Origin of the sequence: Streptomyces sp. NPDC006261 (assembly GCF_040613515.1) — a bacterium.
Taxonomy (GTDB): domain Bacteria; phylum Actinomycetota; class Actinomycetes; order Streptomycetales; family Streptomycetaceae; genus Streptomyces.
In genome coordinates, this window is record NZ_JBEXSI010000044.1 from 11,669 (window position 1) to 35,973 (window position 24,305).

At 74.7% G+C, this 24,305-nt stretch carries 17 protein-coding genes; 11 read left to right on the forward strand and 6 right to left on the reverse strand.

Annotation, left to right across the window (positions count from 1 at the left end; translation table 11 throughout):
* Positions 1–356: 356 nt before the first annotated feature.
* Both ABZ154_RS25500 and ABZ154_RS25505 read left to right on the forward strand, forming a co-directional pair.
* Positions 357–698, forward strand: coding sequence for an RNHCP domain-containing protein (locus tag ABZ154_RS25500; protein WP_356836348.1), 342 nt, complete (start codon positions 357–359; stop codon positions 696–698).
* Complete coding sequence (locus ABZ154_RS25505; protein WP_356836295.1) at positions 695–1,114, forward strand: RNHCP domain-containing protein; 420 nt, start codon at positions 695–697, stop codon at positions 1,112–1,114. Before ABZ154_RS25500 ends, ABZ154_RS25505 begins: the two co-directional genes overlap by 4 nt.
* A 279-nt stretch (positions 1,115–1,393) precedes the next feature.
* Here ABZ154_RS25505 and ABZ154_RS25510 read toward each other — a convergent pair whose 3' ends face one another.
* The 3 genes from ABZ154_RS25510 to ABZ154_RS25520 are packed head-to-tail and all read right to left on the reverse strand — an operon-like array spanning position 1,394 to position 4,526.
* Complete coding sequence (locus tag ABZ154_RS25510) at positions 1,394–2,227, reverse strand: sugar phosphate isomerase/epimerase family protein (protein WP_356836296.1); 834 nt, start codon at positions 2,225–2,227, stop codon at positions 1,394–1,396.
* A complete protein-coding gene (locus tag ABZ154_RS25515; protein WP_356836298.1) occupies positions 2,224–3,378 on the reverse strand; it encodes a dihydrodipicolinate synthase family protein in 1,155 nt (384 codons plus the stop codon). The genes ABZ154_RS25510 and ABZ154_RS25515 overlap by 4 nt, the downstream gene beginning before the upstream one ends.
* Positions 3,375–4,526, reverse strand: a complete 1,152-nt coding sequence (locus tag ABZ154_RS25520) for a Gfo/Idh/MocA family oxidoreductase (RefSeq protein WP_356836300.1) — start codon at positions 4,524–4,526, stop codon at positions 3,375–3,377. Before ABZ154_RS25520 ends, ABZ154_RS25515 begins: the two co-directional genes overlap by 4 nt.
* Positions 4,527–4,634: 108 nt before the next feature.
* On the opposite strand from ABZ154_RS25520, the gene ABZ154_RS25525 reads away from it, so the two are divergent.
* The 5 genes from ABZ154_RS25525 (at position 4,635) to ABZ154_RS25545 (ending at position 14,419) form a co-directional block, all read left to right on the forward strand.
* Positions 4,635–5,711: a LacI family DNA-binding transcriptional regulator gene (locus ABZ154_RS25525; protein ID WP_356836302.1), complete on the forward strand. Its 1,077-nt coding sequence runs from the start codon at positions 4,635–4,637 to the stop codon at positions 5,709–5,711.
* A 155-nt stretch (positions 5,712–5,866) separates the two neighbouring features.
* A complete protein-coding gene (locus ABZ154_RS25530; protein ID WP_356836304.1) occupies positions 5,867–9,061 on the forward strand; it encodes a type 2 lanthipeptide synthetase LanM family protein in 3,195 nt (1,064 codons plus the stop codon).
* Positions 9,062–9,219: 158 nt separating this feature from the next.
* Positions 9,220–9,414 (forward strand): hypothetical protein, encoded by a 195-nt coding sequence (locus tag ABZ154_RS25535; protein ID WP_356836306.1) that lies wholly within the window; start codon positions 9,220–9,222, stop codon positions 9,412–9,414.
* 71 nt (positions 9,415–9,485) lie between these two features.
* A complete protein-coding gene (locus tag ABZ154_RS25540) occupies positions 9,486–12,401 on the forward strand; it encodes an AAA family ATPase (RefSeq protein WP_356836308.1) in 2,916 nt (971 codons plus the stop codon).
* A gap of 182 nt (positions 12,402–12,583) precedes the next feature.
* Complete coding sequence (locus ABZ154_RS25545) at positions 12,584–14,419, forward strand: BTAD domain-containing putative transcriptional regulator (RefSeq protein WP_356836309.1); 1,836 nt, start codon at positions 12,584–12,586, stop codon at positions 14,417–14,419.
* Between the two features lie 26 nt (positions 14,420–14,445).
* Here ABZ154_RS25545 and lanKC read toward each other — a convergent pair whose 3' ends face one another.
* The 3 genes from lanKC to ABZ154_RS25560 all read right to left on the reverse strand — a co-directional run bounded on the left by lanKC (position 14,446) and on the right by ABZ154_RS25560 (position 18,633).
* A complete protein-coding gene (gene lanKC, locus ABZ154_RS25550; RefSeq protein ID WP_356836350.1) occupies positions 14,446–17,049 on the reverse strand; it encodes a class III lanthionine synthetase LanKC in 2,604 nt (867 codons plus the stop codon).
* Positions 17,050–17,066: 17 nt separating this feature from the next.
* Positions 17,067–18,359 carry an MFS transporter gene (locus tag ABZ154_RS25555; protein WP_356836311.1) on the reverse strand — a complete coding sequence of 431 codons (1,293 nt, stop codon included), beginning with the start codon at positions 18,357–18,359 and terminating at the stop codon, positions 17,067–17,069.
* Between the two features lie 112 nt (positions 18,360–18,471).
* Positions 18,472–18,633: a hypothetical protein gene (locus tag ABZ154_RS25560; RefSeq protein WP_179222669.1), complete on the reverse strand. Its 162-nt coding sequence runs from the start codon at positions 18,631–18,633 to the stop codon at positions 18,472–18,474.
* Between the two features lie 324 nt (positions 18,634–18,957).
* On the opposite strand from ABZ154_RS25560, the gene ABZ154_RS25565 reads away from it, so the two are divergent.
* The 4 genes from ABZ154_RS25565 (at position 18,958) to ABZ154_RS25580 (ending at position 24,304) form a co-directional block, all read left to right on the forward strand.
* Positions 18,958–20,028, forward strand: a complete 1,071-nt coding sequence (locus ABZ154_RS25565; RefSeq protein WP_356836313.1) for a radical SAM protein — start codon at positions 18,958–18,960, stop codon at positions 20,026–20,028.
* Between the two features lie 101 nt (positions 20,029–20,129).
* The gene (locus ABZ154_RS25570; RefSeq protein ID WP_356836352.1) at positions 20,130–20,771 is read left to right on the forward strand and encodes an iron-containing redox enzyme family protein; all 642 of its coding nucleotides are present in this window, start codon (positions 20,130–20,132) and stop codon (positions 20,769–20,771) included.
* Positions 20,768–20,995 (forward strand): aroma-sacti cluster domain-containing protein, encoded by a 228-nt coding sequence (locus ABZ154_RS25575; protein WP_356836315.1) that lies wholly within the window; start codon positions 20,768–20,770, stop codon positions 20,993–20,995. Before ABZ154_RS25570 ends, ABZ154_RS25575 begins: the two co-directional genes overlap by 4 nt.
* A gap of 132 nt (positions 20,996–21,127) precedes the next feature.
* The gene (locus tag ABZ154_RS25580) at positions 21,128–24,304 is read left to right on the forward strand and encodes an adenylate/guanylate cyclase domain-containing protein (RefSeq protein WP_356836317.1); all 3,177 of its coding nucleotides are present in this window, start codon (positions 21,128–21,130) and stop codon (positions 24,302–24,304) included.
* Position 24,305 lies beyond the last annotated feature (1 nt).

Sequence of the window (24,305 nt, forward strand, 5' to 3'; positions counted from 1 at the left end):
GCGCCGGGCGTAATTCGGTGGCCCGTCCCCCGCCCCCGTTGTTACGGTGCTCCCGCCTCGACGCGGTGCCGACCGCAGGTGACCTCTGGGCCGTGTGCCCTGGAAAGCAGTTGATGTATGCCCCGGCCAGTGACTCCGAGCCTCCCTCGTCGCGCCCACGGCGCCGGGGCGACCGGGCCTGACCGCATGCGCAGCCGTACGTCCACCGTCTGCTGACGCTCCACGGCCTGCGGCCCCTCCCCCCGCCCTCCGACGCTCCGACGCGAGGGGTGCTCGGTACTTCCCTGCTGCTTCGTTCCTCACCTTCGGCAAGGAGTATCCGGGTGTCATACGACAACCCCCGCCACCGCTCACCCATGTCCTCCCTGGACACCTTCACCTGCGTCCGCTGCGGACTGACCGTCGCCGCGTCCGCGCCCGACGGCAGTCGGCGCAACCACTGCCCCAGCTGCCTGCACTCCCGGCACCTCGTCGACCACGTCGAGGGCGGCCCCTCCGACTGCGAGGGCCGGATGACACCGATCTCCATCGCGGTGCTCCGCACCGGTGACTGGATGGTCGTCCATCGCTGCACCCGCTGCGACGAGCTGACCTCGAATCCCGTCTGCGGGGACGACAACCAGCTGATCCTGATGCGGATGGCTGTACGTCCACTGGCGCAGCCGCCCTTCCCGCTCGAAGCGTTCGGCGACCTGTGACGCGGCGGAGGGCCCGGCCGACCGGGCAGCGCCGCCCCCAGCGGTCGAAGGACGTCCTCCACGGGCCGGCCGGGGCGCGCGGCGACGCGTTCCGGTGCGTCGGCTGCCGGCTTGACGTCTCAGTGGTTGCGCCGGGCACCGCCCATCGCAACCACTGCCCCTCCTGCCTGGTCAGCCTGCACGTGGACCGGCGGGTGCCGGGCGACCGGGCGGCGGGCTGCGGCGGACGGATGACGGCGCTGAGCCTGTCGGTACGGCAGGACGGGGAGTGGATGCTCATCCACCACTGCCTGACGTGCGGCGAACTCAGCGCCAACCGCATCGCGGGCGACGACAACGCGCTGGCTCTGATCCGGCTGGCGCTGCGGCCGCTCGCGGACGCCGGTATCCCCGCCCGGGTCCTGCTCGCGCTGTGATCCGGGGAACCTTCATGTGATCGGGGGGAAGTGATCGGGGGCCGCCCGGTGATCGTCGGGCGGCCCCGGTCTGTCCCCCGCCAGGCCGGAAAGCAAGCATCCGGAAAGCAAGAATGGGGCCCGGCCTTGCGGCCGGACCCCCCTCGCTTTCCCCCCGTCGGGCCTTCCCGTTCCCCCCGGACCCCTCCCCGGAAGTCCCGACGCCATGTGTGACCCGGGAGGGTACGCAAAGGTTGCAGCCCTTTGCGATCTCTTTACCTCTGGTCTCGTGCAGGGCTCTCAGCAGGCATGTTGCGCATAGCGCTCCGCAACCTCGGCCAGGACCTCGGCCCCGTCCCGGTCCCACAGCGCCTCGTTGAAGATCTCCACCTCGACCGGGCCGTCGAAGCCCGCCGCCTCCACTGCCGCACGGAACGCGCGGAAGTCCACGCTTCCGTCGCCCAGTTGGCCCCGGCCCAGCAGGACCCCCGCCGGGAGCGGGGTGATCCAGTCGGCCAACTGGAAGGAGTGGATGCGGCCGCCCGCCCCCGCCCGGGCGATCTCGGCGGGCGCCCGGTCGTCCCACCAGACGTGGTACGTGTCGACGACCACGCCGACCTGCTCGGCCGGGAAGCGCTCCGCGAGATCCAGGGCCTGGGAAAGGGTGGAGACCACGCAGCGGTCCGACGCGAACATCGGGTGCAGCGGTTCGATCGCCAGGCGTACGCCGCGCTCCGCCGCGTACGGGGCGAGTCCGGCCAGCGCGTCCGCCACCCGTTCGCGGGCGCCGTACAGGTCGCGGCTGCCGGGCGGGAGGCCGCCCGAGACCAGGACCAGGGTGTCGGTGGACAGGGCCGCCGCCTCGTCCACCGCCCGGCGGTTGTCGTCCAGGGCGCGGGTCCGTTCGGCCGGGTCCAGGGCGGTGAAGAAGCCGCCCCGGCAGAGGCTGGTGACGGTGAGGCCCGCGTCCGCGATGAGCCGTGCCGTGCGCTCCACGCCGTACGCCTGGACCGGCGCCCGCCACAGGCCGACCTTTCCGATGCCCGCCTTGACGCAGCCCTCCGCCAGCTCGGGCAGCGACCACTGCTTGACGGTCTCCTGGTTGAGCGAGAGGCGGGAGAGCTGGTCGTTCATCGTGTCCCTCCGTGGACCGCGAGGAGCGCGCGCATACGGTCTGCAGCCAGGTCCGGGTCAGGGAACAGGCCCAGCCCGTCGGCCAGTTGGTACGCCTTCGCCAGGTGCGGCAGCGAGCGTGCCGACTGAAGGCCGCCCGCCATCGTGAAGTGCGCCTGGTGACCGGCCAGCCAGGCCAGGAACACCACGCCCGTCTTGTAGAAGCGGGTGGGGGGCTGGAAGAGGTGGCGGGAGAGCTCGACCGTGGGGTCGAGCAGGGCGCGGAAGCCTGCCACGTCGCCGGTGTCCAGCACCCGTACCGCGTGCGCCGCCAGCGGGCCCAGCGGGTCGAAGATGCCCAACAGCGCGTGGCTGAAGCCTCGTTCGTCGCCCGCGATCAGTTCCGGGTAGTTGAAGTCGTCGCCCGTGTAGCAGCGCACCCCGCTCGGGAGGCGGCGGCGTACGTCGATCTCGCGGGCCGCGTCCAGGAGGGAGATCTTGATGCCGTCGACCTTGTCCGGGTGTTCGGCGATGACTTTCAGGAACGTGTCCGTGGCGTGGTCGAGGTCGGCGCTGCCCCAGTATCCCTCCAGCGCCGGGTCGAACATCGGGCCCAGCCAGTGCAGGATCACCGGCTCGGAGGTCTGACGCAGGAGGTGCGCGTAGGTGGCGAGATAGTCCTCCGGTCCTTGTGCCGCCTTCGCCAGTGCGCGGGACGCCATCAGGATCGGCTGTACGCCACTCTCCTCGGCGAGAGCCAGTTGCTCCTCGTAAGCCGATTCGACCTCGGCGAGGGTTGGTTCGGCGGTCGGGGGCAGCTGGTCCGTGCCCACGCCGCAGGCGATCCTCCCGCCCACCGCCTTCGCCTCCGCCGCCGATCGGCGGATCAGCTCGGCCGCACCCGCCCAGTCCAGGCCCATCCCGCGCTGCGCGGTGTCCATCGCCTCCGCCACGCCCAGGCCGTGCGCCCAGAGGTGGCGGCGGAAGGCGAGCGTGGACTCCCAGTCGACGACCGCCGGGTCGTCCGGGCTGATGTCCGCATACGGGTCCGCGACCACGTGTGCCGCCGAGAAGACCGTACGGGAGGTGGGCGGGAGGGACGCGGGGGCGAGGTCGAGCGGGGCCGTGCGCGGGGTGTACGGGCCCTGGGGCAGAAGCACGGGAGCCGTCACAGCGTCAGCTCCGGCACCTCGAAGCGGCGGCCCTGCGCCGACGACTTCAGGCCCAGCTCCGCGAGTTGGACGCCCCGCGCGCCGGCCAGCAGGTCCCAGGTGTACGGCTCACCCAGCGTCACATGGCGCAGGAACAGCTCCCACTGCGCCTTGAAGCCGTTGGCGAACTCCGTGTTGTCCGGTACCTCCTGCCACTGGTCGCGGAACGGCTCCGTGACCGGGAGGTCCGGGTTCCAGACCGGCTTCGGTGTCGAGGAGCGGTGCTGCACACGGCAGTTGCGCAGGCCCGCCACGGCGGAGCCGTGCGTACCGTCCACCTGGAACTCCACCAGTTCGTCGCGGTTGACCCGGACCGTCCAGGAGGAGTTGATCTGCGCGACCGCCCCGCCCGCCAGCTGGAAGATCCCGTACGCCGCGTCGTCGGCGGTCGCCTCGTACGGCTTGCCGTGCTCGTCCCAGCGCTGCGGAACGTGCGTCTGCACATGGGCCGTTACGGAGGTGACCTGGCCGAACAGCTCGTGGAGCACGTACTCCCAGTGCGGGAACATGTCCACGACGATGCCGCCACCGTCCTCCGCACGGTAGTTCCACGAGGGGCGCTGGGCCTCCTGCCAGTCGCCCTCGAAGACCCAGTAGCCGAACTCCCCCCGCACCGAGAGGATGTCGCCGAAGAAGCCGCCGTCGATCAGGCGCTTCAGCTTCAGCAGGCCCGGCAGGAAGATCTTGTCCTGGACCACGCCGTGCTTGATGCCGGCGTCCCGGGCGAGGCGGGCCAGGTCGAGGGCGCCCTCGACGTCCGTGGCCGTGGGCTTCTCGGTGTAGATGTGCTTGCCCGCGGCGATGGCCTTCTTGATCGCCTCCACCCGGGCCGAGGTGACCTGGGCGTCGAAGTAGATGTCGATCGTGTCGTCCGCGAGCACCGCGTCCAGGTCCGTCGACCACTCGGTCAGGCCGTGCCGGGCCGCCAGCTCCTCCAGGGCGTGGGCGCGGCGGCCGACGAGGACGGGCTCCGGCCAGAGCACCTCTCCGTCGCCCAGGTCCAGGCCGCCCTGCTCGCGGATCGCGAGGATCGAACGCACCAGATGCTGCCGGTATCCCATGCGACCCGTGACGCCGTTCATGGCGATGCGCACTGTCCTGCGTGTCACGAAGTTCCTCCATACAGCCGTAGCAAGCGCTTTCTATGCGAGATGACGCTAGCCTGCGGACAGCGGCCGGACAAGAGGGCGCCGCACGTGACCTCACGGAGGAAAGCGATGACAGTCACCCTGGCGGACGTGGCGGCCCGCGCCCGGGTGTCCCCGGCCACCGTCTCCCGCGTGCTGAACGGCAACTACCCGGTCGCCGCGTCGACCCGGGAGCGGGTCCTGCGTGCGGTGGACGACCTGGACTACGTGCTCAACGGGCCCGCCAGTTCGCTGGCCGCCGCCACGTCGGACCTGGTCGGCATCCTGGTCAACGACATCGCCGACCCCTTCTTCGGGATCATGGCGGGGGCCGCGCAGACCCAGATCGGCGGACCCGGGGACGGCTCCGGGCGGGCGGGCGGCGAGAAGCTGGCCGTCATCTGCAACACCGGCGGCATCCCCGAGCGCGAGCTCACCTATCTCACCCTCCTCCAGCGCCAGCGCGCCGCCGCCGTCGTCCTCACCGGAGGCGCGGTCGAGTACCCGGCGCACCAGGCGGCGATGTCCGTGAAGCTGGCCAAGCTGGCCGACGCCGGCACCCGGATCGTCTTCTGCGGGCGGCCCCCGCTCCCCGAGGGGGACGCGCTCGTCGCCGCGCTCGCCTTCGACAACCGGGGCGGCGGGCGGCGGTTGACCGAGCACCTGATCTCGCTGGGCCACCGCCGGATCGGTTACGTCGCCGGGCCCCCCGAGCGCACCACCACCCGGCACCGCCTCGAGGGCCACCGCGAGGCCCTGCGGACCGCCGGGCTCGGCACGGAACCCGGGGACGAGGAGCGGCTCACCGTGCACGGGCCCTACGACCGGCGCTCCGGATACGAGGCCACCCTCGAAATACTGCGCCGGGAACCGGGTGTGACCGCCGTCGTCGCGGCCAACGACACCGTGGCGCTGGGTGCTTGCGCCGCCGTTCGGGACCAGGGGCTGCGCATCCCGCAGGACATCTCGGTGGCGGGCTTCGACGACCTGCCGTTCTCGGTGGACGCCGTACCCGCCCTGACGACCGTGCGGCTGCCGCTCTTCGAGGCGGGTGCGCGGGCGGGCCGGCTCGCCATGGGCAAGGAGAACCCGCCGCCCGGAGGCATCGCCACCATCGCGGCAGAGCTGATGATCCGGGGGTCGACGGCTCCGCCCCGGGTGGGGTGAGGCCCCCTGGGGCGCGGCCGCCGGGCCCCCTGCGCGCCGGGCGCCTGCGGGCAGGGGGCGAAAGATGGGGGCAACTCCCCCATGTACGCCGGGAGTCCCCCCGCCAGGATGGTGCGTGAGCGGTCCGGTGGGCCGCTCCCGACCTGGGAGGTGCGGTGGAGAAGGAACTGATCGGCAGCGGCGGTACGGGGGCTGCTGCCCGTCTCGCCCTCCCGGGGACCAATGGGCCCGCCGTGGCGCACGGGGCCGTCCGGCCCGCCGGACCTGTCGGGTCCGCCGCGTCTGCCGCGTCTGCCGCGTCTGCTGGAGCGGCACGCACGGACCAGGGCAACACGAACTACGCGAGCACGAACCGAGCGCGCACGAACACGGGCCGGGCGCAGACGAACACAGCGCACCAGCCGAACGGCAGCGCCCCCGCCCACCGCGCCGACCCCTGGTGGCTCCCCGGCATCGTCGGGGAACCGCCCATGGGTGAGCCCGACTGGGTCGCCTTCGTCCGGGCCGTCATCGCCGACGCGCCGGCCGAGGCCGTCGTCGCCGAGCGGGAGTACCCCGGGCTCTCCGGATTCGCCCTCGTCGTGGCCCCGTTCGCCGAGCGGGCCGCCGGGCGGCTGCTGACCTCGCCGTCGCACAACGCCGTACGGGCCGGGACCGCCGTCGGGCTCGCCCCCGTACTGGAGGACTTCCGGTCCCATCTGGTACGGCGGCTGGCCCGGCTCGCGGCGCGGACGCTCGTGCTGGAGCTGCACAAGGCACGGCGGGCGGGGCGGCTGGCCGGGGAGGGGCCGAAGGAGCGGTTCCGGGACTTCGTGCGGCGGACGGCGGGGCGGGACGGGCTCGCGGCCTTCCTCACCTCCTATCCCGTGCTGGCCCGCATCCTGGCGCGCACCAGCCTGGCCGCGGCCGACGCCTTCACGGAGATGCTCGGCCGGCTCGCCGACGACCGGGATCTGCTCGCCGCCTCCGGCGTGCTGGGCGAGCGAGGACCGGGCGCCTCGCCGGGGACGCTCGCCGCCGGGCGGGGGCCGGGGGCGCTCACCGGGGTCGACGCCGGCGCGGGTGACAGTCACCGCGGGGGCCGCTCGGTGATGCTGCTGCGGTTCACCGACGGCACCCGGCTGGTCTACAAGCCGCGCCCGCTCGCGGCGCACCGGCACTTCAACTCCCTGGTCGAATGGTTCGGTTCACTGACCGGGACGCCATCCCTGCGGGCGCTGCGGGTGCTGGACCGGGGCGACTACGGGTGGGTGGAGTTCGTCGAGGAGCGGCCCTGCTCGTCCACCGCGGAGACCCATCTCTTCTACCGGCGCCAGGGCGCGCTGCTGGCCCTGCTCCACCTGCTGGACGGGACCGATCTGCACCAGGAGAACCTCATCGCCTGCGGGCCGCACCCGGTCCTGGTCGATGTGGAGACCCTGTTCCATCCGCCGCTCGCCCAGGCGCACTCCGCCGACCCCGCCGCCCGCGCCCTGCATGCCTCCATCCACCGGGTCGGGCTGCTGCCCCAGCTGCTGGTCGGGGACTCGTCCGCGCTCGACGTCTCCGCGATCGGCGGCGGCCGGGCCGCCGCCTCCCCCATCGAGACGGCCGACTGGGCGGACGCGGGCACGGACACCATGCGGCTGGTACGGCGCTCCGCCCGGTTCACCGAGTCCGCCAACCGGCCCCGGCTGGAGGGGGTCGCGGCCGATCCGTCCGCGTACACCGACGCCCTGTGCGAGGGGTTCCGCGCCGGCTACACCGCCATCAGCGACCACCGCGACGAACTGCTCGGCAGGCACAACCTGTTGACGGAGTTCGCGCAGGACGAGGTACGGGTCGTGCCCCGGCCGACCTGGACCTACACCACCCTGCTCGACGAGTCGACCCACCCCGACCTGATGCGGGACGCCGCCGAACGCCACCAGGTCCTCTCCCTGCTGCGCACCCCCGCCCTGGGCGTGCCCGCGCTGCCCGGGCTGGAGGACGAGGAGATCGAGGAGCTTTGGGCCGGCGATGTGCCGGTCTTCCTCACCCGGCCCGGCTCCACGGACCTGTGGAGCGGCACCGGGCGCGAGGTGCCGGCCGCACCGGGGCCCACCGGTCTGGCCCGGGTCGAGGCGAAGGTGCGGGCCATGGACACGGTGGACCGCCAGGACCAGGAACGGATCATCCGGGCCGCCATGGTGTCCACCTCCCCCGAACCGCCGCACCGGGCGGAGGGCGGCACGCGGGCCCGGACGGCTGCGACGGCCCCCGAACCGGAGCAACTCCTGTCCGCGGCACGGTCGGTGGGCGACCAACTCGTCTCCCTCGCCTACCGGCACGAGGCCCGCACCAACTGGATCGGCCTGGAACTGCTCGGCGAGCGCTACTGGCGGCTCACGCCGATGGCGGCCGATCTGGCGAGCGGCTACACCGGCCCCGCGCTCTTCCTCGCCCAGCTGGCCGCCCTCACCGGCGCCGACCGGTACGCCGAGGCGGCCCGTGAGGCGCTGGCGCCGGTGCCCGGGCTGCTGGACGCGCTGCACGGCCGGGCGGACGACCTCGCGGTGCTGGGCTCGGGTGCCTTCGCGGGCCTCGGCGGCATCGCGTACGCCCTGGCCGAGGTGGGTTCGCTGCTCGGCGACCGTACGGTGCTCGACCTGGCGGGCCCGGCCACCCGGCTGGCCTGCGCGGCGAGTGCCGCCGAGGACGGGTACGGGGTGCGCGGCGGGGCGGCCGGCGGGCTGGTCTCCTTGCTCGCGGTGCACCGCACCACCGGCCGGGCCGAGGCCTGGCGGGGCGCCGAGCGCTGCGCCGAGCGGATCTCCGTGGCGCCGCACCCGGCGGCCGGGGGCTTCGCGGAGGGGGCTGCGGGCATCGGCTGGGCGCTGCTGCGCTTCGCCGCGGCGGGGGGCGGTGAGCAGTACCGTACGGCGGGGCTGCGGGCCCTGCGCCGGGCGACCGTCGAGGTGACGGCGGTCCGGGCCTGGTGCGAGGGGGCCGCCGGGGTGGCCCTCGCGATCGCGGACAGCCCGGACGCGCTCGTCGATCCCGACCTGTCCTGCTGGCTTGCCGAGCGGGCCGGTGAGCTGGCGGACTGTGCCCCGCTCGCCGACGACAGCCTCTGCCACGGCGAGCTCGGTCTGCTGGAGCTGCTCGGACACGCGACCCTGACCGGCGACCGCACCCCGTGGGTGCGCCGGGCCGGGATGCTGCTGGCCGCTGCCGACCGGGAGGGTCCGCGCTGCGGGACCCCCGGCCACGTACCGCACCCGGGGCTGCTCACCGGCCTTTCGGGTATCGGGCACGGACTGCTGCGGGCGGGGTTCCCCGACCGGATCGGCTCCGCGCTGCTTCTCAACCCGTCCGCGGGGGTCGCGTGAGGGGCCCTCCAGCGGCCGGATCCGGCCCTTTCGACCGTGGTCCCTTCGACCGTGGCCCTTTCATCCGCACCGCACCTGTCGTCGACCCACCGTAAGAGACCCTCGGTTCAGCGTTCATTCCGTTCAGGATTCAGCACCCAGCAGAGAATGAGGCAGAGATGACGCACATCAGCGAATCGGCGATTCAGGGATCCGGCAAGCTCGCCCACGAGGGCGCGTACGACCACCCGGCCGGGCAGATCTCCCTCGGTATCGGCGGCGGGCTGGGGATGCGCAGCAGACTCCTCAGCGCCTCGGAGGGCGAGACCGGCAACACGATCGACCTGCCGTGGACCACCATGATCCCCCTTTAGCCACACCTCGGCCCGCATTGTGGCGCATTGGTCCACTGCCGCATGAGTTACGACTCAAGTAGCCTGCGCCCATGCGAGCCACTTCGCCGGTCATCGTCGGGCGGGACGAGGAGACCGGCCTGCTGAGCAGCGCCCTGAACGCCGTACAACGGCGTTCAGGGCGCGCCTTGTTCTTCCTCGGCGAAGCGGGGATCGGCAAGTCCCGGCTGGTGGGCGAGTGCGCCTACCGGGCCTACGGTCTCGGCATGCCCGTGCTGCGCGGCCGGGCCACGTCGACCGGTCTCGTCGTCCCTTTCCGGCCACTCGTGGAGGCTCTCTCCTCCCGTTTCCGGGCCGCCGGCACGCCGACCGACCCCGAGCTCGCCCCCTACCATCCCGCCCTGGCCCGGCTGGTTCCCGAGTGGCGCCAGGAGGCCTCCCCCGGCTATCCGGAGACCGTCGTCGAGCTGGCGGAGGCGCTGCTGCGGCTGCTGTCCGTGCTGGGCCGGGATTCCGGCTGCGCGATCCTGCTGGAGGACCTCCACGACAGCGACACGGAGACCGTCGCGGTGGTCGAGTACGTCATCGACAACCTCGCCGACCTGCCGATCCTGCTCCTGGGCACCCTGCGCCCGGAGGCGGGGGCGGCGCTCGATCTCGTACGGTCAGCCGAGCGCCGGCAGGCCGCTGCCGTACGGGAGCTGAAGCCGCTCGCCGACGACCAGACGCGGGTGCTGACGGGTGCGTGTCTGGAGTCGGCGCCCGAGGAGATACCCCCGGCGGTGCACCTGCGGCTGGCCGAACGGGCGGGCGGCAACCCGTACCTGGTGGAAGTGCTGCTCGCGGATCTGCTCGACACCGGCCAGTTGCGCCGGGCGGAGAGCGGCTGGGTGGCGGCCGAGCACCCCGGCGGGCCCGTCCCCTCGGGCATCGTGCGGACCTGGACCCGCCGGCTCGACCGGCTGGACGAGCCGGTCCGGGATCTCTTACTCGCGGCGGCCACCCTGGGCGGTCAGTTCTCGGTCTCCGTGCTCCAGACCGTCACCGGTTTCGAGGACCGGGCTCTCTTCACCCATCTGCGGTCCGCCGTCGAAGCGGGCGTGATCGCCCCCGACGGCGCCGCCCCCGACCGGTACGCCTTCCGCCACTCCCTCACCGCCGAAGCCCTGATCTCCTCGCTCGCCCCGGCCGAGCGCGCCTCGCTCGCCCGCCGCGCCGCCGGGGCCGTGGAGCACTCCGGCCACCCGCTCGACGAGGACGGGCAGCAGCTCGTCGCCTCCCTGCACCTGGCCGCGGGCAACCGCTCGGGCGCGGCCCTGCGGTTTGCGGACGCCGGGAGACGGATGCTCGCCTCAGGGGCCCACGGTTCGGCCGTGGTGCTGCTGGAGCGGGCCTGCCCCCTGGCCGCCGACGCCGACCGGGCCGCCATCTCCGAATCCCTGGCGGTCGCCCGGGCCGAGGGCGGCGACCTGGACGCCGCGCTGGAGCTGGCCGAGACGCTGCCGCCGGTTCCGGCGCGCACCGAGGCCGCCGACCGGCGCGGCGAGGTCCACATCAAGATCGCCTGGGTGGCCGTGATGGCCGAGCGGGCGGCCGACGCGGCCCGCCAGATCGAGGCCGCCCGCACCCTGCTCGGCCAGGACCCGGCGCCCGGCCGCCACGCCGCGCTCGCTGTCGCCGATGCCCACCTCGCCCTGTTGCCCGGCCAGGAGCACCGGGACCCCGCGGAGACCGAGCGGGCCGCCCGCGAGGCCGCGGAGATCGCCGAGGCCGAGGGGCTGCCCGTCGTCGCCTGCCAGGCCTGGCAGTTGCTGGCGCTGCTGCTCCGCGAGAAGGGGTTCGACCAGGCGGACGCCTGCCTGGAGCGGATGCTCGCGCTCTCCACGGATCACGACCTGCCCGTCTGGCGGGTGGAGGCGCTGGTGCGGCTCGGGGCGAACGCCTTCATGCGCACCGGTGACGCCTCCCGGCTGCGCTCGGCGCGGGCCGCCGCCATCGAGCTGGGCGCGCTGCTGCTGACGCAGACGGTGGACGGGCTGCTCGCCATGAACGCGGTGCTGTGCGGCCGTTGGGAGGAGGCGCAGAAGATCATCGACCGTTCACTGGAGGCCAGTGTCCGGGTCGGCAACCTCTCCGCCCACCGCTATCTGCTCCTCTCCTCCGCCACGATGGCCGCGCACCGGGGGCGGCGGCGCGACATGGACCGGGCTCTGGCCACGTTCCGGCGGGCGGGTGGTGAGCAGTCCCTGCTCGTGCCGCACCAGCTGGGCTTGTGCAAGGCGATCGGCGCACTCCTGGAGGAGGACCGGGAGCGGGCGCTGGAGGGGCTGGACGCGGTGCTGGCCTGGGAGGGGGACCACCCCAGCTACTTCTACCTGAGCGGGAGTTACGGGCTGCGCCCCTTCCTGCGCGTGCTGGCGGGGGCGGCGGACCGGGCGGAGTACGAGTCCGTACGCGCATCGCCCGGGGCCGGTCTGGCGTGGAACGGGCAGTTCCTGGAGCTGGCGGAGGCGGTGCTGCTGGGCCGCGCGGGCGACCGGGCCGGGGCGGCCCGCCTGGTGGCCTCCTTCGACGCCCGGTCCGTGCCCTTCCCGGTCGCCCGCCACCTCGGCCTGCGCCTGGTCGCGGACGCGGCCGGCACCGACGGCTGGGGCGAGCCGGTCTCCTGGCTGCGGCGGGCCGAGGAGTTCTTCTACGGGGTCGGGGCGCAGGCGGTCGCCTCGGCGTGCCGGGCGGCGCTGCGGCAGGCGGGGGCGAGCGTCACCCAGCACCGGGGCGGCTGGGACCGCATCCCGCTGTCACTGCGGACCAGCGGGGTGACCCCGCGCGAGTACGAGGTGTTCGTGCTGCTCCCGGAGCGGCCGGGCAACCAGCAGATCGCCCGGCGGCTCTCCATCTCACCGCGCACGGTGGAGAAGCACATGGCCAGCCTGCTCAGCAAGACGGGCCGGGCGGACCGCTCGGCGCTGTGCGAGTTCGCGGCGGAGTGCGCGGTGGAGCCGGCCTGAGGCCGGCACCCACGCGTACCTCCGTCCGGTGCCCCGACAACATGGGGGCGCGGGGCCATTTCGGTCGGGTGTCCCGGCGGAACATGCGGGCGGTCCCCCGATGTGCCGGTGGCCGTACCGCTCCAGGATCGAGGGGTACGTACGGCAGTCTGCCGCCCGTCCCCGCTTCCGGAGGCCCGCTGATGATCCGACCTCCCGTCCGCCCGGTCCCCGCCGGTGCGGTGTACTTCTCGCTGCTCGGCCCGCTCACCGCCGTACGGGACGGCCGCCCGCTCCCGCTCGGCCCGCGCAAACAGCGCCTCGTCCTCGCCACGCTGCTCGCCCGCCCCAACACCCCGGTCCCGGTGGACGTGCTGACGGACGCGGTGTGGCCCGAGGACCCTCCCCGCACCGCGCGCAAGAACCTCCAGGTGTACGTGAGCGCCGCCCGCGCCCTGCTCGGCTCCACCGGCGACGACGGCCGGGACCGGGTCGTCCACGGCTGCGGCGGCTACCGGCTGACCATCGACGAGGGCGAGCTGGACACCCTTCGCTTCCGGACCCTGGCCCGCGCCGGGCGGGCCGCCGGTGAGCGCGGCGACCTGCGGACGGCCGCGCGGCTGCTGCGCGAGGCACTGGACCTGTGGGAGGGGCCGCCGCTGAACGACCTGCGGGACTCCACCGGGGTGGCGGAGGAGGCCGAGCGGCTGGAGGCCCGCTGTCTGACCGTGTACGAGGACTGGGCCGAGACCGAGATCGAGCTCGGCCGGGCCGCCGTCGCGGTGGACGGCTTGCGCGATCTGGTGGAGCGCCACCCGCTGCGGGAGCGGTTGCGGGTGGCCTGGATGAACTCGCTGCACCAGTCGGGGCGGCAGGCCGAGGCGCTGGCGGTCTACGACGACTACCGGCAGTTGCTGGCCCGGGAGCTGGGCCTGGAGCCGAGTCCGGCGATGGCGGCCCTGTACCGGGCGATGCTGGGCCGGGGCCGCGCCGCCCGGCCTCCTGCGGCCGACCGGGACACCGCGCACGGTACGGCGCTGCCCGCCGCGCCGAGGGACTTCACCGGCCGCCGTGAGGAGCTGCGGGACCTGCTGGCGCTGCTGGGCTCCCCGGACGAACGGGTGGTGGTCGTCTCGGGACCCGCCGGCTCCGGCAAGTCGGCGCTGGCCCTCCGGGCGGCCCACCTGCTCGGCGACGGCTTCCCCGACGGGCGCTTCCACGTCCAGGTCCGGCGGGAGGACGGCTCGGCCCGCACCCCGGGCGAAGTCCTGGGCGAGCTGCGACGGTTGTCCGGGGTGCGCGTCCCGGAGGTTACGGCTGACTCGACGGGTTCGACGGTGTCGCAGGGGGCGGCGGACGCATGGCAGGTATGGCTGTCGCTGCACCGGGCGCTGATCGTCCTCGACGACGTACCGGACGAGGCCTTCGTACGGGGGCTGCTGCCCCGTTCCGGCCCGTCCTCGGTGGTGCTCACCGCGCGCGGGCAGCTGGCGGGGCTGGCCCCCGTGCACCGGATCGCCCTGGCCGCCCTGGCGGACGGCGAGGCGCTGGAGCTGCTGGGCAGGCTGATCGGGCCCGGGCGGCTGCGGACCGATCCCGCGGCGGCCCTGCGGATCGTCCGGGCCTGTGGCGCTCTGCCGTTGGCGGTGAGGGTGAGCGGGATGCGGCTGGCGGTCCTGCGCCATCTGCCGCTGGGGGAGTACGCGGACCGGCTCGGCGATCCGTCGGCCGCCCTGGACGAGCTGGTCGCCGGGGACATCTCCGTACGCCTGCGGATGGCGTCCGGGTGGCAGGACCTGTCGGCGGACGACCGGCGGGCGCTGGGGCGGCTGGCCGGGCCCGCGCAGGAGGGCGGCTTCACCCTGGACGGGGCGATGGAGGCGCTGGGGTGCGGGGAGCGGGCCGCGATCCGCACCGTCGAGTCCCTGATCGACGCGGGGGCGGTGACCTCGCCGACCGGGGAGGTCACCGCCCACGCCGCGCTGTACGAAGTGCCGCGGCTGCTCTGTCTGTACGCGCGCGAGCGGGAGGCGGGGTGAGGGACCGGGGCCCTCACCCCGGGGCCTCACCCCAGGGTGAGCAGCTCCAGCAGGCCGGGCGTCCCGCCGGTCCCGCCGGTGCCCCCGGAGAGGAAGTGCAGGGCCAGCAGCAAGCCCGCCGCGCCCGTCCCCAGGTCGGCGGAGCAGCGCCGCAGCCTCGCTCCCGGCACCAGCAGCCGGTCCTCCTGGGCGATCAGGTGCCAGGACAGGTTGCGGGCGGAGGCCAGGACGTCGGGCTCCGTACGGCCCTTGGGCGACAGCTGGCCCGCCGTGGCCATGAGCCCCGCGCGGCCGGTGAACAGGCCCGGCTCGCGGACGAATTCGAGGACACAGCCCTGCCGTACCCCGGGGAGCAGCGCCGCCAGGGCCGGTGCGGCGCGGCGGGCCAGGTACTCCTGGGCCACCAGCGCGACGCCGCCGCTCCCCTGGTCCAGGTAGAGCAGGTGGCGCCGGCCGTCCTTCACCTGGACGGTGCCGCCCGGCATCGTCACGCAGTGCCCGGCCTCCCGCTCCAGGGCCCGGCCGGCGGCCCGTAGGAACCGGTCCTCGCCGGTCAGGGCGTGCAGTTCGAGCTGGAGCAGGGCCGCGCCGCTCAGCCCGCGCAGCAGCCCCGCCGACGCGGGGGCGGCCAGTCCCGGTACGGGCTCGCCGCGCACCAGGAGGTCCAGGTCACCGGCGGTCCGTACGGCCAGGTCGACGAGGCCGTGGTCGACCTTGGCGTCGGCGTCCGGCGCCGCGCCCCCCTCACCGGCCGGCCGGGCCAGGCGCAAGGCGGCGAGCGCGATGCCCGCGCGGCCGGATCGCAGGTCGGCCGAGGCGGACGGGGGCGCGGCGGCGGCCCGCTCGAAGAGCTCCCGGCCCTCCTCCCGCCTGCCCAGCAGCGACAGCACGACCGCCGTGCCCGGCAGCCCGTCGTAGAGGCCGCCGGGGGCGGCGGGGTCGCGGCGCCCGGCGGCGTCGGCGAGCCAGTCGGTCCAGGCGGCCTCCACGGGGGCACCGACGCGGTGCAGGGCGTACAGCACCCCGGCCGCACCGTGGGCGACGTCGACCCCGCCGGTCGCGAAGGCGCCCGGGTCGCCGGGGAAGAGGCGGTCGGTGCGCTCGGGGGTCGCCCCGGCGTGGATGCCCGCGAGCAGCCGGGCCCGCAGCTCCGGCCAGTCCGGGGCGGGGCCGTCCAGCAACGCGGCGATCTCGCTCTCGCCGCCGGAGCGGCTCTCCGCCGCCCGCAGCGCGGCGGGGCGGGGCGGGCCCGCCTCGGACGCCAGGCCGTACCGCCGGCGGGCCCACCGTTCCAGGGTCAGGGCCTTGGCCCGGTCATGCCCGGCCATCTCCATGAGCGGCATCAGCATGGAGAGCCAGGTCGCCCAGAGCGCGTAGGCGTCGGCCTCGGCGCCGGGGGTTCCGGTGGGCGCCTGGAGGCCGGGAGCGCCCGCCACCGGTGTGTCCTGGTCGTCGAGGGCGGTGGCGTACTCGAAGTCGATGAGGGCGACGCGGCCGTCGGGGCGGACGATGACGTTGGACGGGTGGAGGTCGCCGAAGCGCAGACCGCGCGCGTGGATCGCTGCCAGGGCCTCGGTGAGCCGCTCGGTCACGGAGTCCACCCAGGCCACATACGTGGCGAGTTCGGCGGCCGTGCCTGACCCGTGGAGGAGGGCGAAGCGGGCGACGATCTCCTCCAGGAGGGTGGCGCCCTCGATGTGCTCCTCGATCAGGAAGTGGTGCTCCCACACGCTACGTACCCCGTGCACCTCGGGCACGCAGTCCAGCCCGGCCAGGGCGGTCAGCGCCCGGTGCTCGCGGTGCAGCCGCGTCACCGCGTCGTCGCCCACCGCGTCAAGACCGCAGTGCGGCCGGGCCTCGCGGAGCACCACCCGCCGGCCGGTCTCCCGGTGCCGGGCCAGGTAGATCCCGCCCGCGTTGGAGAACTGGAGGGACTCGGTGACGGTGTAGGGGAAGGCGGTGTCCCCGGCGGCGGCACGGGCGGCGAGGTGCGGGCGCAGCACCTCGGGTACGGTGACCCACGGCGGCACGCGGAAGACGACGCCCCGCTCGTCGGGCACCAGCTCGCCCGAGGGGTGGCGCAGCGCGTGCACCCGCTCGCCGTCGGCGTCCACGCACCAGCGGGCGACGAACGCCCCGTACCGGACGTACACGGGGGCGTCACCGATCCGCAGATCGCTGAGGATGTACGGGCCGCGGCGTCCGGCGAGGGCGTGGGTCAGCTCGTCCAGCACCCGCAGGAAGACGGTCTCGTCCGGCGGGTAGAGCGTGAGGAACTTCCCCGCGCCGGAGCGGGCCATGTACTTGTCGGACATCAGCAGGAGCGCCTGCTCGCTGCGGAGGAACTTGAACGGCACCCCGTGGGCGAGGCAGATCCGGGCGGTGTCGCGCAGGGTCGCCTCGGCCTCCTCCGGGACGGTGGAGACGTGGATCTTCCAGCCCTGCCCGGCCGGTTCGCGGTCCTTCGGCAGCAGCGAGGTCCACAGCCCGCCCCGGACCCGGCGCCAGCCCTCGGGGGGCGGGACGGAGTCCAGCGGATAGCGGGTCTTCTCGTCCGGGAGCCGGGCCGGGGTCTCGTAGTACGTGGGGTCGGCGAGGCAGTAGAGCTGGGTCTGCTGGATACCGGACACGGACACGGTGTGCCTCCTCAGAGTGCGCCGGGACCGGCGGCGTCGCGAGCGGGTGGGGCGGGGGTGGGGGCGGGGGTCTTCTCGAGCGTCTCCGGCCGCTCCGGGGGCGGGGCCGCCCCGGCCCGGACGGCGGAGGACAGCGTCACCACGGCCGCCGAGACGGCCAGCACGCACCCGATGACGCCGAAGGCGGAGCGGCTGCCCAGGGTGGCCAGCAGGACACCGCCCGCGAGAGGTCCGAACGGCTGGACGATCGAGGACAGGAAGCCCGCGGCGCTCTGGACCCGCCCGATCCGGTCCTCCGGAGTGACGATCAGCAGGGTCGAGAGGAAGCCGATGCTGGCGATCGTCGAGAGGCACATGCAGAGCGCGCAGAGCACTCCGGCCAGCAGGGCGCTGCTCAGCCAGGCCAGGGCGGCGGCCGTCAGGACGCAGGTCCAGCAGGTGGCGACGATGAGAGCGCGGGCGTGGCGGTCCGGTGCGATCCGGGGGGCGAGCAGCGCGCCGGCGAGTGAGCCGGCCGAGACGCAGGTGATGACGAAGCCGCTGCCGAGGCCGGAGGTCCCGTTGTCGGAGAAGACGGCGAGGGCCGTGAAGGTGAGGGCGCCGAACGCGAAGTTCATGCCCAGACCGAAGACGAGCAACACCGTGCGGAGGTACGGGAGCTGCCAGAGGAAGGTGAGCCCGGCGGTGAGTTCGCGGCGGCTGAACACCGAGCCTGCCCGGGTCCTGGCCTCGGAGCGGGTGCGTACGAGGGCGATACAGACGGTGGAGAGGAACAGCCCGAGGAACTGGGCCGCGAAGGGCAGGGCCTCGTGGATTCCGAACAGCGCACCGCCGACGAGCGGGCCGACCATCCTGACCGTGGCGGTGCGCGCCTGGAGCCGCGCGGTGGCCGTGCCCATCTGGTCCGGCGGCACGACCGCGCGCATCAGCCCGAAGGCGGCGGGGGCGTAGACGCTGCTCAGTACGGCTCCCGAGGTCGCGACCAGCAGGACGAGCACCATGGGGGCGTGCCCGTACCAGACCGCGACGGTCAGTGCGGTGACGGCGGCCAGGCTGCCCGCGTCGCACAGCCGCATCAAGCGGCGGCGCTCGACGCGGTCGGCCATGACCCCGCCCGGAAGCATCGTCACCAGCAGCGCGCAGACGGAGACCGTCCCCACGGCGCCGGCCTGCACGGCGGAGCCGGTCGTCCTGAGTATCAGCAGGGGCAGGGCGAGGGCGCTCATCTGGCCGCCCAGAACGGCGAAGAGGCCGCTCAACCAGAGCAGCCGGAAATCCCGGTTGGAGCGGAGCGGCGTTGCCATCGGGGGCTCCCGTCGATCGTGTTGTCCTTCATCTCTTATTTGTCTTCCTGTTGGCCGGACGCAGGGCGGGGCGGCCTCCGCGGTGCGCGGAGGCCGCCCCGACTCCGACCGGTCAGCCCAGGACGAGGCTCACGGTGCTGACGCAGTTGCCCGGCACGATCTCGCGGTCGATGACGCCCGGGGTCTCCTGGAGGTCCAGCACGGAGTGCGCCTCGACCTCGGGGGTCTCGGTCTCGTTGTTGTCGTCGGCCGCGGGCTTGGTGTTCTCGGACATGGTGGTCTCCGTCCACTCGTCGTGTGCCGGCCCGGTTCTCGTGGCTTGCGCCGCGGCCCGTTGCCTGCCGTTGCCGAGAAAGTTAGGAGCGGCGGCCTGGGAGACGCTTCGCCGCCGGTATGGGTCCGGTATGGGGCCAGTACGGCGCGGCCGGGCGGCCGCTCCGCCGGGGGCCGGGGCGGCCACCGGGCCTCGCTGAGCTGGGCGCATACCGGTCCTGAAGCGATGGCAGACCGCCCGTGAACCGGTACGGCACAGCCTGGGCGGGTGCGTACCGGCCCCTGAAGCCCGGGCGCGCCCCAGCCCCCGAAGGAGGCGGCCCGTATGGAACTCGCCGAACTCGTCGGACTCCGGCCCTTCCCGGCCGCCGGTCTGCTGCTCGGCCTCACCCGCCGCTGCCCCCTGCGGTGCGGGCACTGCTCGACCGGGTCGGACCTGACCGTGCGGGAGGAGCCGGACGCCGGTCAGCTGCTTCGCTTCGTGGGCTCGTTCACTGCCGAGAACCGCCCGGACGTCGTCATGCTGACGGGCGGGGAGCCGCTGCTCCTGCCCACGCTCGCCGGCGAGCTGAGCTTCCTGGCGCGTCGCGCCGGATCGCGTACGGCGGTGCTGAGCGGGATGTTCTTCGCCCGCTCGAAGGAGATCCCGCCCGCGATCCTGCGCGCGATCGCCCAGGCCGACCACTTCTCCGCGAGCCTGGACGTCCACCACGAGCGGGAGGTGGCGCGCGCGGATGTGTTCCGGGCCCTGCACCGCATCCGCGATTCGGGGGTCTCCGTCAGCTTCCACCTCACCGGGACCGGCGCCGCCGACCCGTACCTGGCCGACATCACCCGGGCGATCGAGAAGGAGTTCGGCGGCCGGGTGCCGTCCCTGGTCAACGAGGTGCGGCCGTTCGGCCGGGCCGCCGCCTGGGCCCGGCCCGCGCGCACCGGCCCTGACCCGTCGGTGGCGGCGCCGTGCTCGATGGCCGCCTGGCCGGTGGTCGCGTTCGACGGTACGGTGCTGGCCTGCTGCAACCAGGACACGGTGGACCGGCGGCCCGCCCCGGCCCATCTGGACCTCGGGCACATCGGCTCCGACGACTGGGAGACCGTACGCCGACGGGCCCTGGAATCACCGGTGCTGCGGATGATCCGCACGGTCGGGCCCACTCATCTGGCCGCTCGCTCCGGCGTCGCGCCCCAAGCGGGCTCCTACTGCGACGGCTGCCGGGCGCTGGGCGGCGACGAGGCGGTGGCGGCCGGGGCCCGTGCGGTGGCAGCGGGCCCGGCGGGTGCACTGCTCGACCTGGCCGCCGCCGAGCGCGGTGCGCGGGGCGGGCCGGAGGGGGTCGTCCGGCGGCACGGCTGCTCGGCGTACGCCCCGCTGGTGGGCGCCCGGAGCGCACGGTGAGCATCACGTGGACCAGCGCCACTGCACCCGGAAGGACTTCGACGCGCCTGCGGACCAAACTGCTTCTGCTGGAACCGGAGTTCCGGGGCGCCACGGCCCGTATGTGGCGCCCCGAGGACCTGTTGCCGCGCTACCGGACGTACCTGTGCACCATGCACGCCGTGATCCGGGCCTCCGTGCCGCTGATGGAACTCGCCCTGCGGCGTACGGCGGTCAGACCCGGCGACCCGTTGTCGGAGCCGCTGGCCGCCTATCTGGCGGAGCACATCCAGGAGGAGGCCGGGCACGACACCTGGCTGCTGGAGGATCTGCTAGCGGCGGGCGCCGCCCCCGAGGACGCGCTCGGCCCACAGCCGCCGCCGGACGTGGCCGCCCTCGTCGGCCCCCAGTTCTACTGGATCGAGCACCACCACCCGGTGGCCCTGCTCGGCTACATCGCCGTGCTGGAGGGGTACGCGCCCGCCCCCGGGCTGACCGACCGCATCGGCAGATCGACTGCTCTGCCCGCCGCGGCCCTGCGGACCGTACGGGAGCACGCGGCGCTCGACACGGACCACCTGGACGAGCTGTACGCGCTGCTGGACCGGCTGCCGCTGACCCGGGACCAGGAAGCGGCCGTCGCGGTCAGCGCGCTGCACTCCCTCGACGCGCTCACCCGGCTGTTCGTCCGGCTCGGGCGCTCCGCACCGGCGCCGTCGCTGCGGGGAGCCGGACCCACCCCACCGACGGGAGTCACCCGATGACCGGACCACCTCAGAACCCGAGCCGCCCCGAACATCCCCCCGTGGAGGCGGTGTTGTATGGGGCGGGCTTCCCCGTGGACCTGCTCACCGAGGAACAGCGCCTGGTGCTGAGCGAGCTCACACCGCAGGAGCTCACCCTCCTGCTCGACGTCAAGAACCGGCTCGACGCGGTGGGCCCCGAGGTCCAGGCCCACGGCGAGATCGCGGGCGGCGCGCTGTTCTAGCGGCGCCCGGGGCGCCCGCGCCAGGACGGGGGTCCGGCGCGGGCGCCCCGGGACCGGATCAGCCACCATCCCCCCGTTCGAGGAGAGCCCTTCTTCCGGGGCGAGTTGGACCAGGAGAGTTGAGGACCCGCCATGACCTGCCCCTCGTGCCGACAGGAGCTCCCCTCCACGGCCCGGTTCTGCTCGTCCTGCGGGACGCCGTGCGCCGGCCCTGCGGCGACCCCCGCCCCCGTGGCTCCTCCCCCGGAGGACGAACGCAAGCCGGTGACCGTGCTGTTCTGCGATCTCGTGGGCTCGACCGCACTGTCGGGGGTGCTGGACCCGGAGACCCTGCGGGCGGTGACCCTGCGGTACTTCGAGGCGATGAGCGCCCAGATCGTGGCGCGCGGCGGCACCCCGGAGAAGTTCATCGGGGACGCGGTCATGGCGGTGTTCGGCGTACCGGTGGTCCGTGAGGACGACGCCCGGCGGGCCCTGGCGGCGGCGCTCGGGATGCGCCGGGCGCTGGACGCCCTCAACGAGGAGCTGCACGCCTCGCTCGGCATCCGGCTGACGACCAGGGTCGGGGTCAACACCGGTCAGGTCGTGGCCGGTTCGGATGCCACCGCCCGCCAGGCCCTCGTCTCCGGCGAGGTCGTCAACATCGCCGCGCGCCTTGAGCAGAACGCGGGCCCGGGTGAGATCCTCATCGGCCCGCAGACCCTCCTCGCCGCCGGCCCCACGGTGACGGCCGAGCCCACCGGCCCCCTCCGGCTCAAGGGCAGGCGCCAGAGCGTGGAGGCCTACCGGCTGCTCGCGCTGGGGGCGGACGACCCCGAGCTGCTCCGCCGCTTCGACGCCCCATTCGTCGGCCGCGCCACCGAACTGCGCGCCCTGGAGCGGGCCTTGGAGGAGGCCGTACGTGATGGCCGCCCCGGGCCGCTGCGGGTGACCGGCGAGGCGGGCATCGGCAAGACCCGGCTGGTACGGGAGTGGCTGACGCGCCGCGGCGGCGCGGGCGCCTTCGCGTACGGGGCGGGCCGCTGCCGCACCTACGGGGACCACGGCACCCTGGCCCCCCTCGCCGACGCCGTACGCTCCCTGCTCCCGCAGGCCCACGCCCCCGGGGACGAGGCGACCGACGACGCCATGGCCGTGCTCTCCGGGGGCCTCCTGCGCGACGGCACGCCGAACGCCCCCTTCGAGGACATGTGCGCCGCGCTGACCGCGTTCCTGAAGCGGACGGCCCGGGACCGGCCGGTGGTCCTGGTGTTCGACGACTGGCATGCGGCGGCGCCTCTGCTGGTCCGGACGGTGGACCGGCTGACGGGCAACGCCGGGCCCGGGCGCGTCCTGGTGCTCTGCGCGGGCCGCCCGGAAGAGGAACAGGTGACGGGTGCGGCCGGCGCACAGCAGGGGCACCTCCAGCTCACCGGTCTCCCCCGGGAGGAGGCGGCCCGGCTGGCCGCCGGCCTGGCCCGGCTGGATGGCCGTCCCGCCCCGGCCGACGACCGGCTCCTGGCCCGCTCCGAAGGCAACCCGCTCTACCTGGAACAGCTCCTGGTCGGCGACGGGACCACCGCCGCCCCGGGGCCGGAAGGGGAGCTGCCGCCCACCCTCCAGGCCCTCCTGGGTGCCCGGATCGGCGCGCTGGCCCGGGCCGAGCGCGGGGTGGTGGACCTGGCCGCCGTGATCGGCCGGGAGTTCGCGGCGGCGGAACTGGTGCGGCTGGAGCTGTCCGTGCGGACGGCGGAGCAGTCCGGGGCCGTCACCACCGCCGTCACCGGGCAGGGGCCCAGGGACCGGCACCGCGTCGACGAGGCGCTCGCCGCCCTGGCCCTGCGGCGCCTGGTGGAGCCCGCGCCGGCCGGGGCCGGGGAGCCCTCGGCGTACCGGTTCAGCAGCGGGCTGGTCCATGAGGTCGCCTACGCCTCGCTCTCCAAGCGGGCCAAGGCGGAGCGCCACGCGTGGGCGGCCGAGCTGCCGAGCGTGCTGCGGACCGGCGACGGCGCGGTCGGGGGCCATCTGGAGCGCGCCTACCGCTACCGCACCGAGCTGGGGCTGCTGGACGACCGGGCCCGGCTGCTGCGGGACCGGGCCGCCGCCGCGCTGGGCCGGGCCGGGGCCCAGGCCGCCGCCCGCTCCGACCTGCACTGGGCGCACGGGCTGCTGGAGCGGGCGGTGGAGCTGCGGCCGGACGCGGCGGGCGCGCTGCTGGGGCTCGGAGAGGTACGGGTGGCGCTCGGCCGGGTCGCGGAGGGCGCCGAACTGCTGCGCAGGGTGCGGGACTCGGGCTCGTCCCCGGTGGAGGCCGCGCATGCCCGCCTCGCGCTGGCGGTGCTGGACCCGGCGGCGAGCCCCGGCCCCGCCGCCACGGCCCGCTCGGTGCTGCCGGTCTTCGAGGCGGCCGGGGACGCGGCCGGCCGGGCCCGGGCCCACCTGCGCCTCGCCCAGCAGCTCCAGCAGTCGGGCCGCCACGAGGAGGCGGAGCGCGACCACGCGCGGGCCCTGGAGCACGCGGTGGAGGCCGGGGCCGAACCGGAGCGGGCCGGGGCCCTGGGCGCGATCGGCATCTCGCTCTGGCGCGGTCCCGTCCCGGTGCCGGAGGCGGCGGAGCGCTGCCGCGCCCTGCTGGCGGCCCACGGGTCCGGCCGGCCGACGGTCCGGGTCACGCTCAACTGTCCGCTGGCCGTGCTGTACGGGCTCCAGGACCGGGCCGACGACGCGTACGCGTGCCTGGCAGAGGCGGAACGGCTGGCGGGAAAGCTCGGGTTCGCGGAGGCGAAGGTGTTCCTGCCGGTGTTCCGGGCGACCGTGGAGGCGCTGCTCGGCCGGAGCACGGAGGCCCTGGCCCTGCTGGCCCGGGCGGACGCGGCGGCCCGGCGGATGGGGGCGGCGGGGATGCGGACGGCCGTGGCGCTGGACGCGGCCCGGCTGGAGCTGGACGCGGGGGGCGAGGACCGGGCGGCAAGGTGGCTGGCGGGCATCGGCGACGCGTCGGAGCTGAGCCGCGCGGACGCCGTCGACCTGGAAGGGCTCCGGGGCCGGCTGGCGGCCCGGGACCGCCCGGACGAGGCGTTCCACCACGCCGAGAGGGCCGTACGCGCGTCCCTGCTCACCGACTCGCCGCTGGTGCGGGCCTCCGCCGAACTGGACCGGGCCCGCACACTCGCCGCGCTGGACCGCACGGCTGCCGCCCAGGCGGCGGCCCGGAGCGCCGGGGCGCACTTCGCGGGCAAGGGACACCTGCCGGGGGCCCGCCGGGTGGCGGCCTTCCTCACGGCACTTGCGGGAACCACGGCAATGGTCACGACGAGGGAAGGGAGCTGAC